The sequence below is a fragment of the Clostridium sp. FS41 genome, from assembly GCF_000954015.1.
Taxonomy (GTDB): Bacteria; Bacillota; Clostridia; order Lachnospirales; family Lachnospiraceae; genus Enterocloster; species Enterocloster citroniae.
On record NZ_JYHN01000052.1, the window covers coordinates 38,483 to 54,650 of the forward strand.

14 protein-coding genes are annotated in these 16,168 nt (G+C 51.4%); 3 read left to right on the plus strand and 11 right to left on the minus strand.

From position 1 onward, the window contains the following. Positions 1-5: 5 nt before the first annotated feature. The 10 genes from argF to CLFS41_RS09240 all read right to left on the minus strand — a co-directional run bounded on the left by argF (position 6) and on the right by CLFS41_RS09240 (position 10,738). Entirely contained in the window at positions 6-998 is a 993-nt protein-coding gene (argF, locus tag CLFS41_RS09195; RefSeq protein WP_007859019.1) for an ornithine carbamoyltransferase, read from the minus strand. Positions 999-1,033: 35 nt separating this feature from the next. Next, complete coding sequence (arcA, locus tag CLFS41_RS09200; RefSeq protein WP_045092110.1) at positions 1,034-2,260, minus strand: arginine deiminase; 1,227 nt, start codon at positions 2,258-2,260, stop codon at positions 1,034-1,036. Between the two features lie 371 nt (positions 2,261-2,631). Beyond that, complete coding sequence (locus CLFS41_RS09205; protein WP_045092111.1) at positions 2,632-3,888, minus strand: 3-isopropylmalate dehydratase large subunit; 1,257 nt, start codon at positions 3,886-3,888, stop codon at positions 2,632-2,634. 10 nt (positions 3,889-3,898) lie between these two features. Next, entirely contained in the window at positions 3,899-4,390 is a 492-nt protein-coding gene (locus CLFS41_RS09210; RefSeq protein ID WP_045092112.1) for a 3-isopropylmalate dehydratase, read from the minus strand. A gap of 20 nt (positions 4,391-4,410) precedes the next feature. Further along, positions 4,411-5,655, minus strand: coding sequence for a 3-isopropylmalate dehydratase large subunit (locus CLFS41_RS09215; RefSeq protein ID WP_045092113.1), 1,245 nt, complete (start codon positions 5,653-5,655; stop codon positions 4,411-4,413). Positions 5,656-5,657: 2 nt separating this feature from the next. Then, positions 5,658-6,140: a 3-isopropylmalate dehydratase small subunit gene (gene leuD / locus CLFS41_RS09220; RefSeq protein ID WP_007859030.1), complete on the minus strand. Its 483-nt coding sequence runs from the start codon at positions 6,138-6,140 to the stop codon at positions 5,658-5,660. A gap of 180 nt (positions 6,141-6,320) precedes the next feature. After that, complete coding sequence (locus tag CLFS41_RS09225) at positions 6,321-7,916, minus strand: diguanylate cyclase (RefSeq protein WP_045092114.1); 1,596 nt, start codon at positions 7,914-7,916, stop codon at positions 6,321-6,323. Between the two features lie 27 nt (positions 7,917-7,943). Next, positions 7,944-9,605: a GGDEF and EAL domain-containing protein gene (locus tag CLFS41_RS09230; protein WP_007859035.1), complete on the minus strand. Its 1,662-nt coding sequence runs from the start codon at positions 9,603-9,605 to the stop codon at positions 7,944-7,946. A gap of 134 nt (positions 9,606-9,739) precedes the next feature. Beyond that, positions 9,740-10,174 (minus strand): hypothetical protein, encoded by a 435-nt coding sequence (locus CLFS41_RS09235; protein ID WP_007859037.1) that lies wholly within the window; start codon positions 10,172-10,174, stop codon positions 9,740-9,742. Between the two features lie 129 nt (positions 10,175-10,303). Continuing rightward, a complete protein-coding gene (locus tag CLFS41_RS09240; protein ID WP_007859038.1) occupies positions 10,304-10,738 on the minus strand; it encodes a hypothetical protein in 435 nt (144 codons plus the stop codon). Positions 10,739-11,057: 319 nt separating this feature from the next. On the opposite strand from CLFS41_RS09240, the gene CLFS41_RS09245 reads away from it, so the two are divergent. After that, the gene (locus CLFS41_RS09245) at positions 11,058-11,366 is read left to right on the plus strand and encodes a hypothetical protein (RefSeq protein ID WP_007859040.1); all 309 of its coding nucleotides are present in this window, start codon (positions 11,058-11,060) and stop codon (positions 11,364-11,366) included. Between the two features lie 66 nt (positions 11,367-11,432). Continuing rightward, positions 11,433-12,911 carry a DUF2079 domain-containing protein gene (locus CLFS41_RS09250; RefSeq protein ID WP_007859041.1) on the plus strand — a complete coding sequence of 493 codons (1,479 nt, stop codon included), beginning with the start codon at positions 11,433-11,435 and terminating at the stop codon, positions 12,909-12,911. A 28-nt stretch (positions 12,912-12,939) separates the two neighbouring features. On the opposite strand, the gene xylB is transcribed toward CLFS41_RS09250, so the two are convergent. Further along, positions 12,940-14,430 carry a xylulokinase gene (gene xylB, locus CLFS41_RS09255; protein ID WP_045092115.1) on the minus strand — a complete coding sequence of 497 codons (1,491 nt, stop codon included), beginning with the start codon at positions 14,428-14,430 and terminating at the stop codon, positions 12,940-12,942. Between the two features lie 180 nt (positions 14,431-14,610). Here xylB and CLFS41_RS09260 point away from each other — a divergent pair, with 180 nt between their 5' ends. Next, positions 14,611-15,993: a GntR family transcriptional regulator gene (locus CLFS41_RS09260; protein ID WP_045092116.1), complete on the plus strand. Its 1,383-nt coding sequence runs from the start codon at positions 14,611-14,613 to the stop codon at positions 15,991-15,993. Positions 15,994-16,168 lie beyond the last annotated feature (175 nt).

Below are 16,168 nucleotides of genomic sequence, written 5' to 3' on the forward strand. Positions count from 1 at the left end.
AGATATCAGCAAAGTGTGGCGTAGATCACTGCCTTGATGGTGTGCATACGGTTTTCCGCCTCATCAAATACAACGGACTGTCTTGACTCAAACACCTCGTTGGTGACTTCCATCTCATTGATGCCGAACTTCTTTGCGATCTCCGCGCCGATGGTGGTATTGGTATCATGGAAGGATGGCAGGCAGTGCATGAAAATGGCCGAGGGTTTTGCTTTCTTCATCACCTCTGCATTGACCTGGTAGCCGCGGAGAAGTTTGATCCTTGTGCCCCACACCTCGTCAGGCTCACCCATGGAAACCCATATATCTGTGTAGACCGCATCCGCGTCCTTTGCCCCCTGGTCAATATCCTCTGTAAGACGGACCGTGCATCCGTTTTTCCCTGCGATCTCCCTGGCCCTGCTCACCAGGTCCTCGGCCGGGAACAATTCCTTTGGCGCGCAGGCAGTAAAGTTAATCCCCATCTTTGCACACGCCACCATGAGTGAATTTCCCATGTTGTTTCTGGCATCGCCCATGTATGTAAAGTTCAGGCCCTTTAAACGGCCAAACTTTTCCTCCAGTGTGAGAAGGTCCGCCAGCATCTGGGTGGGATGGAACTGGTCCGTCAGTCCATTCCACACCGGCACACCTGCGTACTCTGCCAGCTCATCCACGATCTTCTGGTCAAATCCCCTGTACTCGATCCCGTCATACATACGGCCAAGGACCCTTGCCGTATCTGCAATACTCTCTTTTTTCCCCATCTGGCTGCTGCCAGGATCCAGGTAGGTCACTCCCATGCCCAGGTCCATTCCCGCCACCTCAAAGGCACAACGGGTACGGGTGGATGTCTTTTCAAAAAGAAGCACGATGTTTTTGTTCTCCAGATACCTGTGGGGGACGCCGTTTCTTTTCATGTTCTTAAACTCCTTTGACAGATCCAGCAGGTAACGGATCTCTTCCGGCGTATAGTCCAATAATTTCAGATAGTTTCTTCCTCTTACATTGACAGCCATTTTCTCTTCTCCTTTTATATGATTATGATGTTCACTTAAATCTCTTCCCGCTCAAGAGGCATGCTCATACACCGCGGGCCTCCCCTGCCTCTGGACAGCTCTGAACTGGGCATTTCCAGCACCTCTATCCCATTGTCCCGAAGGATGGAATTGGTGATATAGTTCCTGTCATACACCACTACCCTTCCGGGCCGGATACAAAGGGTATTGGATCCGTCATTCCACTGTTCCCGTTCCGAGGCGATCTTGTCCTTACCGCCGCAGCGGATCATGGTCACCTTATCAAGCCCCAGATGGGTGGCCAGAACCACGGGGAGAGGCTGGTCCAGTTCTGTCACGTGGAGCGGCTCTGACTTATCTCCCCTGCATATCTCATAGATGCGCAGGCTTCCCAGGATCCCCGGATGGATGGTGAATTTATCGTAATCCACCTGGGTGCACACGGTATCCAGGTGCATATAAGCCCTGATACTGGGGATATCCAGGGCAAGGATGGTCTCCACCTCACAGCCCTTGTCCTCAAATATATTCTGTGCCAGAAGTTCGATGGCCTCCGGTGTTGTCCTCTGGGAGATTCCCACTGCCAGCACCCTTCTGCTCAGGTTCAGGATATCGCCTCCCTCAATGGAAAATGGGTACTCCCTCTTATAATAGAAAGGGGTGCGTCCGGCATGGTCCGGGTGGTGTTCCAGAATGTATTTGCCAAAAATGGTTTCCCTGCGCCTGGTCCTGGAATACATGCAGTTCAGGCTCACGCCGTTTCCGATGCAGGCAAACGGATCCCTTGTAAAATACAGGTTGGGTATGGGATCTGTGATAAAATAGCTGTCTGACTTCACCAGGCTTACCAGAGGGCTGCCAAAAGCCGGTTTCAGTTCATGGATACCGACACCGGACATGGTCTTTAGCACCAGCTGCTTTTCATCCGGTATATCCATAAGGAACTCATATAACTGGTTCTTAAACTTCTGGGCCGTGTTCCCGCTCTCACTGATAAACTGCTTTACAAAGTTCTCCTTTACAGCCGGATCTGCCTTTAAAACCTCTGCTACCCTGTCTTCCAGGTATACCACCTCCGCCCCGTTTTCCTTTAAAATACCGGCAAACAGGTCATGTTCACTCTGGGCCGTCCTCAAATACGGAATATCGTCAAACAGCAGCCGTTCCAGCTCGTCCGGAACAAGATGTTCCAGCTCTTTTCCCGGCCTGTGGAGCATCACTTTATTCAGCTTTCCTATTTCGCTTTTCACACAGATTGGCATGTTCTTCCTCCCTTGTTCCGTTTTCTACATTTTATTATATTTTCCCCGGATTTTCAGGACATACACAAGTGTTAAAATGGTATTTTAACCTGATTAAAAAGAAGGAGATCACCTCCAAACCACACCGGACACTCATGGAAATCCGCCAAATGTACAATCAAATGAAGGCAGCTGTCTTGGTTTCCATCAGTTTTAAATACAAAAAAATGAAACAGATTTGTCCTAACTTCGGGCAGCCAATGTTTTGTTATATTGGGCCCTGTCAGAAAAAAAGAAAGACAAACCGTTCTTATCCTTGATCTTACTGGACTTTTCCGGTTTGTCTTTATGATACTGTTTCAGTTACATGAACGTTTTTCCGCCTAAAATTTCTACGCAAATTCCTCCGGTCCCACGATTGCTCCGGCCACGGCGCAGGCCGCGGCTGTCCGCGGAGATGCCAGGTAGATCTCCACCTTGGAGGTCCCCATACGGCCCAGGAAATTGCGGTTGTTGGTTGCGATCACCCGTTCCCCATCGCTTAATATTCCGCCGGTCCGGCCGCAGCACAGTCCGCATCCCGGATGTGTGATAATGGCTCCTGCCTCCGCCAGGGTTTCGATGGCGCCGCAGGCAATGGCCTCCTGGTAGATCCTGCGGCTGGCCGGTGTGACGATCAGCTTCACATAGTCAGCCACCTTTCTGCCCTTTAGCACCTGGGCGGCTGCCACCAGATCCTCCAGCCGTCCATTGGTGCAGGAACCGATGAATACCTGGTCTATGGGTGTTCCCTTCAGTTCCCTTACCGGCCTGATCTTATCCACCTGGGACGGACATGCCATGACCGGTTCAAACTCCTGGGCCTTGTATACAATGGTCCTCATGTAGACCGCGTCATCATCTCCGGTCAGACTCTTCTGATACTCATCCAACTTGATCCCGCAATATGCTTCCGTCTTTTCATCCGGCGTAAACAGCGCGCATTTGGCGCCTGCTTCAATGGCCATGTTGGCCATGGTCATTCGGCTGGCAACGGTCATGGACTCCACCGTGCTTCCTGAGAACTCCAGCGCCCGGTATGTGGCCCCGTCCGCTCCCAGGTCCCCGATCAGGCGCAGGATAATATCCTTTGACATCACGCCCTCCGGCAGTGTTCCGTCAATGACCACCCGGATGGTTTCCGGAACCTTGATCCACATGGTCCCTGTGCCCAGGATACTTGCCATCTCCGTGTAGCCGATCCCTGAGGAAAATGCTCCCACGCATCCATAGGTAGTGGTATGGCTGTCCGTGCCGAACACCACGTCCCCGGGCTTCACATATCCGGCCTCTGTCATCAGCTGGTGGCAGATCCCGTCACTTCTGTGCACATTCTTCATGCCGTGCTTTGCGGCAAAGGCGTCCCCCACCCGGAAGTGCCTTGTATCATCCAGCTGGCTGGCCGGAACCAGATGGTCGTAGATCAGCACCACCCGGTCAGGATCCCAAAGCTTTGTAAAGCCCATCTCCTCAAACTTTTCAGCCACAAATGGGATGAAAATATCATGGATCATCACACGGTCCACATTGACCGTGACAATATCCCCGGGCTTTACCTGATCCATACCTGTATTATGCTTAATAATCTTTTCAATGATCGTGTTTCCCATTGCAATCTCCTTAATCAAGTCCGTTCAGTTTTCTCATGGCCTTCACCAGCCCGCCTGCATTTATAATATCAACCAGGTTCTGGGGAAGGGAGGCGATCGTGTATTGCCTTTCCTTGTAATCCACATGGTGATTCACCGTCACCGTTATGCTGTCGCCTTCTGTCATGTCATCATACAGATCCGGCTGCTCTATGAGCAGCAGTCCGTTGTTGATGGAATTGCGGAAAAAGATCCTTGCAAAGGATTTGGCGATCACGCACTTGATGCCCAGCGCCTTGATGATCTCCGGTGCCTGTTCCCTGGAGGAACCGCACCCAAAATTTTTGCCCGCAACAATGATATCCCCTTCCCTGATCTGTGCCGCCAGTTCCGGCCGTAGGGGGCTGAAGCCATATTGTTTCATATCATCAATGGTTTTAAGGGCCAGATATTCCGTTGGGATAATGATGTCCGTGTCAATGTCATCCCCCAGTACCCAGACCCTGCCTGTAAATATTTCCATGATCAAACTTCCTTTCCTTGTCAATTAGCCAGAGCGATTTCACCTGCAATAGCCGATGCGGTCACTGTTGCCGCGGATCCCAGATAAACTTTGGAGCTGGGATGGCCTGCCCGTCCCTTAAAGTTGCGGGTCCCTGTGCTGATCAGTACCTCGTTTTCACCGATCACACCCTGGCAGCTCCCCCAGCACACACTGCAGTTGGGGTTCATGACAATGGCGCCCGCTTCCATGAAAATGTCGATCAGGCCTTCCTTTAATGCCTGCCTGTAGACCTCAAGGCTTGCAGGAACCACCAGGAACCTTACGCTGTCAGCCACTTTCCTGCCTTTTAGAAGCTCTGCTCCAACCCGCAGTTCCTCGATCCGCCCATTGTTGCAGGAACCCAGGAACGCCTCATCAATCTTAACTCCGCACACATCCTTTGCAGGCACCACGTCATCCACAAAGTCAGGCCTTGCCACAACCGGCTGGATCTTTGACAGGTCAAAGGTATACTCCCTCACATAGACCGCATCCGGATCGCTGGTAAAGACAGCCTTTGGCTCACGCCCCCGCTCCCTCAGATACTCCAGGGCAGCCTCATCCGCCTCAAAGATACCGGTCTTGGCGCCTGCCTCCACGGCCAGGTTGCACAGCACCATACGGTCATTGACGCTGAAGGTCCCGGCGCCCTCCCCGGTAAATTCCATCACCTGATAGTTGCACCCGTTGGCCCCCACTTCCCCGATGATGGTCAGCATCAGATCCCTTGGATAGACGCCCTCCGGAAGCCGTCCCACCAGGTTGAACTTTACCGTCTCAGGAACCAGGACCCAGGAGGTCCCGGTCACCATGCCGTAAAGGAAATCCGTACAGCCCACGCCGGTTCCGAATGCCCCCAGTGCGCCGTAGGTACAGGTATGGCTGTCCGCTCCAAAGATCAGCTCACCCGGACATACGTAGTGTTCCATCATGATCTGGTGGCATACGCCCTTTCCTTCCCAGAAGTCGATCTTGTTTTCCCTTGCAAAATCCCTCATCTTTTTCTGGGAAGCCGCTGTCTTTGGATTGTCCGCAGGCACATTGTGATCCACGATGAACACCAGCTTCCTTGCATCCGCGATCCGCGGATTCTTAAGCTTGTTGTTGTACATATCAACGGTCAGATGCGTGGTGCCGTCATTGCTCATAAGGCGGTCCAGCTTCACAGTATGTATATCCCCCGGCTTCACGCTGTCCACGCCGGCTGCTGCTGCTATGATTTTCTCCGCGATTGTCATTCCCATGGCTATGCCTCCTCCTTGTTCAGTGATGCGATCAGTCCGCCCTGATTCAGTATATTCTGCATATATTCAGGAAGCCTGGTGCAGGGGTATTCTTTCCCATTGGCCCGGGCAACTCCCTCTGACAGGGAAAGCTCCATGGCGTCTCCTGTCTCAACCTCATCCGGAAGTTCCTTGCACACAATCACAGGAAGTCCGATATTAATGGAATTTCTATAAAATATCCTGGCAAATGATTTGGCAACCACTGCCTTGACACCCAATGCTTTCAGGACACTTGGCGCCTGTTCCCTGGAGGAACCGCAGCCAAAGTTTTCCCCTCCCACCACATAGTCCCCTTCTTTTACTTTTTGGGGAAAATCAGGATCCAGGGATTCAAATGTATGCACCTTCATCTCGTCAATGGTTGGCAGTAAAAGATACTGCGATGCAATAATCTGATCCGTATCCAGATCATTATGAAATTTAAATATAGTTCCGCCCGACATAAGGTAGTCCTCCTGTTAAAAATATATTGACCAAATACGTGTTTCGTCTCTGCTTATCTATTCTACCACAGAGTTTACTATAATAATAATACATGATAAGAATACTTACCATAGTAACAGGTTATGAAATAAAAAAACCTTTTCCCTCCCGCTGCGTTTAGCAGCAACAGGGAAAAGGGGTTATTCATCCTTCTCCTGATATACGCAGTACCGGGACCTGCCCTTCCTTTTTGCCTCATAGAGGGCCAGGTCGCTCCGCTGCAGCAGCACATCCACATCCAGGTCCGGCCTGTTGCTCTGGGCAATTCCAATGCTGGCCGACACGGTGCACATCTGATCCGATTCCTGAAAAGCGCTTGTCATCCTGTCCAGGAATCCGCCTGCCTCCAGCTCCAGCCGTTCCACGGTACAATCCCCCAGGCGGGCCACCAGGAATTCATCCCCTCCCAGACGGGCCACAAAATCATTGGGAAAGCATTCCGTCAGCAGGACTGCCGTCCGCGACAAAACCGCATCCCCCACCTTGTGTCCATAGGTGTCGTTGACCCCCTTAAAGCGGTCCAGATCAATGTACATCAGGCTTACGGCCCTGTTCCACCGATGATCGTGAATGTATTGGTAAAAGTATCTGCGGTTGTACAGTCCGGTGAGGAAATCCGTATTGGAGCTTTTCAAAATCTGGCGTTCCAGATCGCGTTCCGTGGTAACATCCCGAAAAATACAAAGTTTTCCAACCACATGGTGGAAAATATCGTAAATAGAGTTCTCATGGATCTCCAGCATCTTTTCCGTTCCATCCCTTAAGGCAGCCCTGGCCTCCAGATATCCCTCGCTGTTGATGGTATGCTGTTCCTCAAAGGTGCCGGCCCGCCATTTATAATAGTCTTCCCCCAGCACCTGTTCTTTCAGCGTCTGGAAATACTCTTCAAATTTTGCATTCACATTGACGATCATTCCCTTGTTGTTCCACAGCAGGATGGCGTAAGGCATGCTCTGCAGCAGGATCTCGATCTCTGTGCTCATATTTCCCAGGTCCGTCACATCATGGCCGATCCCCACCGTGCCCAGTATGGTAGTCCCATCCATATCAATGATCGGTGATTTGTAGGTGCGCAGCTGCCGCATGCCCTGGGAACACTTGACCTCCTCCGTAAACTGAAGGGTGCGCCGGGCCCGGATGACCGCGTCCTCGGATTCCTTGCAGGAGTCTTCCCCGTTTTCAAGATCATCCGGTGAGACTCCCCAGATATAACAGTGACCGCGTCCTGTCACATCCTCCCGCTCCCTGCCCACAACGGAGCAGAATGCTTTATTGACCTTCACATGGGTTCCGTCCAAGGATTTAAACCAGAGCATGTCCGGAATACTGTCAATGGCCGTATCCAGATAATTTTGGGTCATGTACAGATCGCGGCGCAGCTTTATCACCTCCAGAAAGCGCTTGATCCTCACCCTGACCTGCTCCCGGATCAGAGGCCGCGTCCACACCTCGTCCGCCGCCTCCAGATCACAGGCTGCAAGCCGGTCCGTCCACTGCCGTTCCCCGCACACCACCAGTACTGCGTCCTTTTTGCAATGCAGGCGAAGTTCTGAGGGAAGCTCCCCCGTATCCAGATTCCAGATGATGAGACCGCTCTCCCGGATCGTCCCCGGATCCGGCATGTCCCTGACTGCCAAACTATGTGAAAAATGCTCCATTGGCTGAATGGAACCAGCCACTTCCCCAACCATGGGATCCCTGCTGAAAACAGCAATCTGAAGTCTGCAATGATACATGTGATCCACCCCCCGGCACAGCCCGCCTTATGATAAGTAACGCGTCTCAAACTCAGAAGCACTCACAGGCCTTCCGAACAGATACCCCTGTATAAAGTCCGGCGCGGCCTGCTTCACCACCTCGAACTCCTCCAATGTCTCCACGCCCTCCACACAGACCTCCAGGGAGATGCTGTGCGCAAGCTTGATAATATACTCCAGGAAAATATACTCGTAGCTTCCCTTGCTGATTCCTGTAACAAAGCTCCGGTCAATCTTAAGCACATTGGCCGGAAGTTCCTTTAGATGGCTTAGTGATGAATACCCGGTCCCAAAATCATCAATGGCAACCCCGTATCCCGCCTGATGAAGCTCCCTGAATTCCTCATTCAAAAAATGCAAATTGGGCACCCAGCAGCTTTCCGTCAGTTCCAGGATAATCCCCCTGGCGGGAATGTGATCCCTCTGCCTTGCTTTCAGGTATTTTAACAAGCCATTTTCCTTTAGCTGTATGTAAGAAACGTTCACGCTCATGATAAAATCCGGGGCATATGCTTCCCATTTCCTGTACTGCTTCATGCTCTCCTCCAGCACCCATGTCCCTACCTGGGTAATGAGGCGGCTCTCCTCCAGCAAAGGAATGAACTCCGCCGGTGATACCTCCCCATGCTTTGGGGAATGCCACCGAAGCAGTGCTTCAGCCCCGATCACAGCACCCGTTCCTGTTTCCACCTGCGGCTGGTAAAACAGTTCAAATTCACGAAACCCTTCCTTGACGCAGGTATGCAGGCTTTCCTGCAGTTCCATCATACGCAGCTTCTGTCTGTACATTTCCTCTGAGAAAAACACCAGCTGGTTCTTGCCGTTCATCTTGGCGACCTCCACCGCGTTTTCCGCATTCCGAAACAGCTTATGGCATGTCTCTCCGTCCCTTGGGAAAAAGCACGCCCCTGCGGACACGGAGATCATGATCGGCCGGCCTTCCACCACAAAGTGGCTGCCAATGATCATCTGAATGTTTTCATAAATATACCGCACGCCCTCCTCCGTACCGTTTTCCAGGAGGAACACAAACTCATCTCCATCCAGGCGGTAAAGCTGGCACTCCTTTGGAAGCAGGGACGAGATCAGGGCGGACAGCAGGTTCAAAGCCCTGTCCCCCAGGGCGTAGCTGTATTTCTCATTAATATTTTTAAAATCGTCAATGTCCAGCGCTACCATCACCCCCTGCACGTCCTGCCCCCGCTTAAGGAGCAGTTCCGTGTCCTGTTCAAACTGGCTCCGGTTCATGAGCCCTGTGACATTGTCAAATTTATTCTGTTTTCCAATGTTGGAAATCCTTCCGATCATAAAAAGAGGGCGGCCATCCTCATCCTTTTTCACCGTTCCCCTGCATGAGACCCATATGATCTGGCCGGATCTGTTATATACGCGGTATTCCATATCATGATAGTCTTTGGCCCCGTCCCGGATCAGCTGCATATCAGCCAGCCAGCGCTCCTGGTCCTTGGGGATCATGATGGATGACCAGACTGATACGACATCTGTTTCGATCCTGCGGCTGATCTCAAGATCTTTGTATGCGTGATCCGATATATAAAAGGTCCCGTTCTGTATATCCCACAGATATAGATAATCATCCGTGGTCTCGGAAAGCAGTGCCAAAATGACATCCGCTGTAAACTTTACATATTTTATCATATCAGGCATGGTTCTCTTCCCCCGTTGGCCTTATTGGATATCCTGAAATATATCCTGAAATGTGTCCTGAACCCGCTTTCACGCACACTCTGACTATCATTGTATCACGCCGGGGGGGTTGTGTCCATAAGCATATCCGTTCCCTATGCGCCGCTGTACTTGATCTTTTTCAAGAAATCTTCAATGGAATATTCGGTGCCATGTTCATCCACAATACAATAATGATCCTGATTCGCCTGATGGGAAAAGAAATCCACCAGGCTGCCCTCATCCCTGATAATATGGTCATCCACATAAGACCCTTCCCACTGGAAAAGAGTCCTTTTGCCATTCCACCTGGATGAACCGAGCGCGGTCTCATAGCTCTGCGAATCTCCTGGCGCATGGCAAATTTTAGAGATCTCATCCTCCATGACCCGTTCCGCAAATCCCATGTTCACATGGATCCCGTTGGCCTCTCCGCAATATTCATTGATCTGTTCCTTGATCCCCGGAATGAGTTTTTCTTCCCAAAACCGGTTAAATGCCAGTATCTCTTCCCGTTTTCTGCGGTTAGAAATGTAATATTCTGTAGACAATCTTTTTTTCCTCCGTTCAAATATGGTGTACTCTCTAAGTCTCCTCGGCCCATCTTTGCGGCTGAGTTTCCGGGAGTGCACTATGTAGGAAACAGGACATGTACTGCCGCTCACATGTCCCGCATCCTGTTATAAAAACACCCGTATATCCTTCACCAGTCCCTCTTCCAGGCCGATGAGACGGATCGCCATGGCTCTGGATTTTTCATCAGCTGCCTTATATTGGTTCAGATATTTGTTAAGGGACTTGATCCCCATATTACACCCATCCGTCATCAGGTCCGCGATGGTCTCATCTGATTCATTCAGGACCAGCTTCACATTCGTCTTGAGCCATGACATGCTTTTGGCCATAGGGCCCGGCGCCTTTCCCTCATGGTGATGTTCAGCCAGCAGGGATCGTATTTCCTCTTTTACCTTTTGGTGATCCTCTTTGCAATCCAGCAAATACTGCTTAAATTCCTTATTGGAAACATAATCCAGCACTTCATCCAGCGATGCAACGCCCATTTGGGTTCCCGCATCACACTCACACAGCAGTTTTATGGTATCCTGTTCCGTCATTGTTCCTCTCAGCTCCTTATCTCTTTTATAGATAAGTATGGCTGATTTGGCCTCCATTATCCTGCCGGCCACTTCGTCCAGTGAATAGAGATCCCGCTGCCTCCCACGTTTTAAGGATACACCAATTTTTACCAACTATCAACCGAAACCAGTTTCTTACTGAATTCTTCTATTTTCCCTCATGCAAATTCTTAAGGCTTTTCTAATTTTTCTTACAGTTGCATCCCCTGTCTTTACATTTAAAGTTGAAGTGATTAGTATACAGGTGTACTCTCGGAGATTCCGGGAGTACACACAGCTTAAAAGGAGGAATCCGGGTATGATACATATGAAAAAACTTTGTTTCAAGCTAAAGCAGTACGGTACGGACCTGGTCAGGCTTGGCATTGCCAGCTGGCTTTTAACAAACACCATGTTCCTGCTGGGCAGCCATGTCCCGTTCATTACCCTGGACTTTGTAAGGCAGATATCCCTGGAAAGTTTCTTAGGGATCTGGATGGGGATCTATCTGTGTATGGCGTTTCCATACCTTATTTTAACCGGTTCAAACGCCAGGCATGTTTCCCTGGTTCCCAGCACGGCTATCTACATCGCAGCACTGGCCCTTCAGGGCAGCGTTATCCTGTAAGAGGCACACGCCCCGGCTAAGGCCAGGGCAGACCCAGAACAAATATAACAGAATGGATTTCAACCAATGAGAGAACGGACAGATAAATGGCTGACCGGCCGAACACTCCCCATCATCCTGGCAGGTGCCGCCCTGCTGTGGTTTTTGTTTACTGCGTCCATGACGGTTCTGCGCTACCGTCTCAATTACGCATCCGCCTACGATTTCGGAATATTTTCCCAGATGTATTATTACATGGATAAGCTGTGGGAACCTCTGACCACCTGTGAGCGGGATGGGCTTTTATCCCATTTTGCAGTGCATCTGTCCCCTGTCTTTTATGTGCTGCTGCCTTTTTATAAGCTGGTCCCCCGCCCGGAAACCCTGCTGGTGCTTCAGGCGCTCCTGGTCATCAGCGGAATGGTTCCCCTGTATCTCCTGACCAGGGCCTTTGGTTTTTCCCATATCCAGACCCTGTGCTTTGGCTTGGCATACTGTCTGTATCCCGCATTCATGGGGGGATGTTTTTACGATTTCCATGAGAATAAGTTTCTCGCCGTCATCATATTGTGGTGCTTTTATTTTCTGGAAACAGGGCGGTTCAAAACCATGACAGCCATGGTGTGCCTCCTGCTCCTGGTAAAGGAGGATGCCCCGGTTTACGCGGCATGTATAGGTCTTTACGCGTTTTTCTGTAAAAGACAGCGCCGGTACGGAGCGCTCATCTTTGTGGGTTCCTGCCTGTATTTCTGTATGGCCATCTGGTACATCAACCAATTTGGGGACGGTGCCATGATCAACCGGTTTGACAACTTCATCTCAGACAAACGCCTGGGCCTTATAAGCATGTTTAAGACCATACTGGTCAATCCCGCCTATGTGCTGTCACAGATCGCAGTTAAGGACAAGGTGGTTTTCTTTCTTCAGATGCTCCTTCCCCTGGGCTTTCTGCCCCTCCTCACAAAGAACTGGAGAAAATGGCCGCTGCTGATTCCCTTCCTGCTCATCAACCTGATGTCCAACTATAAGTACCAGCACTCCATCCATTACCAGTATACCTACGGTTCCGGCGCCCTGCTGATCTATCTGGCCGCTGTGAATTTCCGCGATTGGAGGGGACAGGACAGGTTCCTGTACGTAAAGTCCCGGCGTTCATCCAGCGGCTTGGAATCCCGGCCTTCGGCCTTGGGCTTAAATTTTCATCTGTTGGTCTGGGGCCTGTTGTGCGGCCTTATCTTTACCGGCATCATTGCCGAGAGCCGGCTGTTTTATGTCCGCACCTATGCCCGCAGCCATGAAAGCGCAGCCCTTGCCAGAGATCTGCTCTCTGAGATCCCACAGGAGGCGTCCGTGCGCTCCTCCACCTTTTTTATCCCTCAATTATCCGGACGGGACGAGATCTATATGATCGACAGCAGTCACTCCGCCCAGTATGTGGTAATAGACAGGAGGCCCGGATATCAGAAGGACCAGGAGGACATACTGGAGGACTGCAGCCAGCAGGGATATGTGATGCTGGGGGAAGTCGATGGATATGTGACCGTGATGAGAGCGGAAGACGAATAGGCTAAGAGCCGTGTCAGGTCATGCCGTGTCACACTGTTTTCACCTGCAGTTCCTTTACCTGCTCATAAAGCCTGCCATATGTTTCATACATACCGTCATACAGTTTTACATGTTCCGGCATGGGCTGATATGCGGTATCGCCGTATGACACAAAACGCGCTGCTGCTGCCTCAAGGCTGTCCAACACCCCGGCGGATACTCCGGCCAGCATACACGCCCCCAGGCAGGCCTGCTCCGATACGCTGCAGACATGGATCTCTTTGTCCAGGACATCTGCCTGGATCTGCAGCCATACAGGGCTGGCTGCCCCGCCGCCGGAGGAGATCATCCCTTTGCAGCTACCTCCCACCTGCTCCAGGATCGTCATGCAGTCCCTCAGGGCAAATGCCACCCCCTCCATCACAGACCTTGCCATATGGCTGCCCGTATGGGCAAGATGCAGTCCAAAAAACATTCCCCTGGCATCCGCATCCATGTGGGGCGTCCTCTCCCCTGTAAGATAGGGCAGGAAGATAAGCCCCCCGCTTCCGGCAGGCACACTCCCCGCCATGCGGCTGAGCCTGTCGTAGTCTGATTCGCCGAGTATATTGTTCTTCAGCCACTTAAGGGACATTCCTGCGTTCAGGATCGCTCCATATATGGTATACGCTTTCCCGGTGCAATGGCAGAAGGTCTGGGTCCGGAACCCGGCATCATACACAGGGTCATTGGAAAAAGCAGATACCTGCCCTCCGGTTCCCACATTGCAGATAAACATCCCTTCCCTAAAAACCCCGTTTCCTATACTCTGGGCCTGCTGGTCACCCATGCCGTAAATGACCTGGACCCGGGGGCTGATGCCTGTAAGTTCAGAACACTCCCTGTCCACCGGTCCCTGGATCTCCCCTGATTCATGGCATTGGGGAAATAGTTCCCTGGGAAACCCGCACAGATCGATCACAGGCCACGCCCAATCGCGTTTTACCACATCAAACATCAGGGTCGCGGAGGCATCCGTGACCTCCGCTCCCATCATCCCTGTCAGTTTATAACGGATATAGTCCTTTGGCTGCATGACCTTATGGATGTTCCTGAAACATTCCGGCTCATGTTTCTTTACCCAGAGCAGGGAGGGAAGGGCGAATCCTGTAAAAATCCGGTTGCGCAGCACATCTGCTTTCAGCTGCGTTGAAAGTATCCGGTCCAGCTCCCCGCATTCCTCTTTTGTCCTCTGATCCAGCCAGAGGATAGCCGGCCGCACCGGCTTTCCTTTCCTGTCCACCATGACCAGTCCGTGCATCTGCCCGGAAAGCCCCACACTGACGATCTCTCGGTATTCCCTGCTGTATCGGGTCCTAAGACGGGAGAGGCAGGAAATCACCGCCTCCCACCACGTATCCGGATCCTGCTGCGCGTAACCGATCTGAGGGATCAAAACATCATAGCCCCTGCTCTCAACTCCGATCACACCTCTCTCAACGTCCAACAGCATGACCTTTACGCTTGATGTGCCTATATCGATTCCCAAAACTGATGCCATTGTTTCTCAATCCCCCATCTTTATTGCGTTTTTTTTAACCGGACTTAAAAATCCCGGATTTCATTATAGCAGATGTGGGGGGAATAATACAGCACTGAATATCAGGCTTTTGCGGGAAGATAAAGAATATGATAGAAACGGGAAAAACCTTGTGATAAAATAGAGAAACGAGGTGATGACATGAAAAAAGACAATGGTCTGTACAGACTTGTATACGAATATTACGAAGCCCGGATCCTCCTGGGCTGTTATACCTGCGGTGACAAGCTCCCATCCATTCCAAAAATATCTGATATCTTCCATCTGGCCCCCACCACCATACGCTCCGCACTGTCCATGCTGGAGCAGGAGGAACTGATAAAAGTCGATGCCAGAAAAGCTGCGGTTGTGACCTATGATCTGTCCCCCGGCCAGATGAAAAAAAATGCTGCCGAATATTTCATACCCAGAAGGGAGGGGATCCTGGGCATTTCCCAATCCGGCTCCTATCTCCTGGAACCCCTCTGGAAAGAGGGGCTGCGCAAATGGGATGACAATGACTGGGAATCCCTTCGCCGCGGTATCATGGACCCCTCGTTAAACATGGTATCCATACCCGTGGAATTCTATCTGCTGGCAGTGGGCGCCCTGGACAACCGGCTGGCCATGAATCTTTTATGGGAAACCGTCCGCTACCTCCGCTTTCCCTACCTTACCAATGGGATGGAGACACTGACTGGCAGAAAGGAACTGGCCGGCTTCTCCCGTGAGGAGACCATTGAGGCATTGCGCGCCGAGGCAGCTCACTCCTACGGCAGATCCCTTCAGGCTCTGTTTGCTTTTATGGACGAAATGTCCCTGGACCCCGGGCTAAAGGATGCCGCGCCAATTCCATTCCACTGGAACATTTACAGGCAAAGGCCCCAGCTTCGCTACTCCTTTGCCTCCCTGCTCATCCGGGAGATCCTAAAAGGCACCTACCCCCAAGGCACCTATCTTCCGTCCCTTCCCCAATTGGTGGACCGGTATGGAATCCCTCTGATGACCGTGCGCCGGACATTGGGGCTGCTGGAAGAGCTTGGTATGACCAGGTCCTACCACGGGAAAGGAACCCTGGTCTGTATGGAGCCGGCCGACATTGATCTTTCCAGATCCTCCATCCGTGAGGGAATCCGGCTTTATGTGGAGAGCCTGCAGCTGCTGCACCTGACCGTCCAAAACATATTCCTGTGTACCTGGGAATCAGCTGACCCTGCAAAACGAGCTGCCCTGATCAGACATTTCCTGTTTCTGCAGTCAGAAGAAAAAAGCTACCTGTGTTTTGAGGCATGCCTCACATTCATAGAGGATCACTGCCCCCTTTCCACGGTGCGGGAGTGTTATGGCAGCATCAAGGTCCTGATGGTATGGAAATATCCACTGATATTATCACGGTTAAAAAACCGCCGCCTACATGCCGAGTACAGGGACTGTGTATCCCGGCTTACAAGCTTTCTCCAGGAGGAAAGACCGGAAATGTTTTCTTCCGAACTGAAGCATCTCTGGGAACAGGAGGAACAGCAGGTCCGCGCCTTCTTGTCCTGATACAATACATCTTCATATTTTAAATCTTCACATCTCAAATCTTAACACCTTAACGCCTGCCGGCCGGTATCCCCGGTCATCTGCCAGGCCGTCCTTGCACTCTGTTCATATCATATCCAAATCCCCTTGTACAGCCGCGGATATCGTGATACAATGAGGTTTATACTTAAATGAG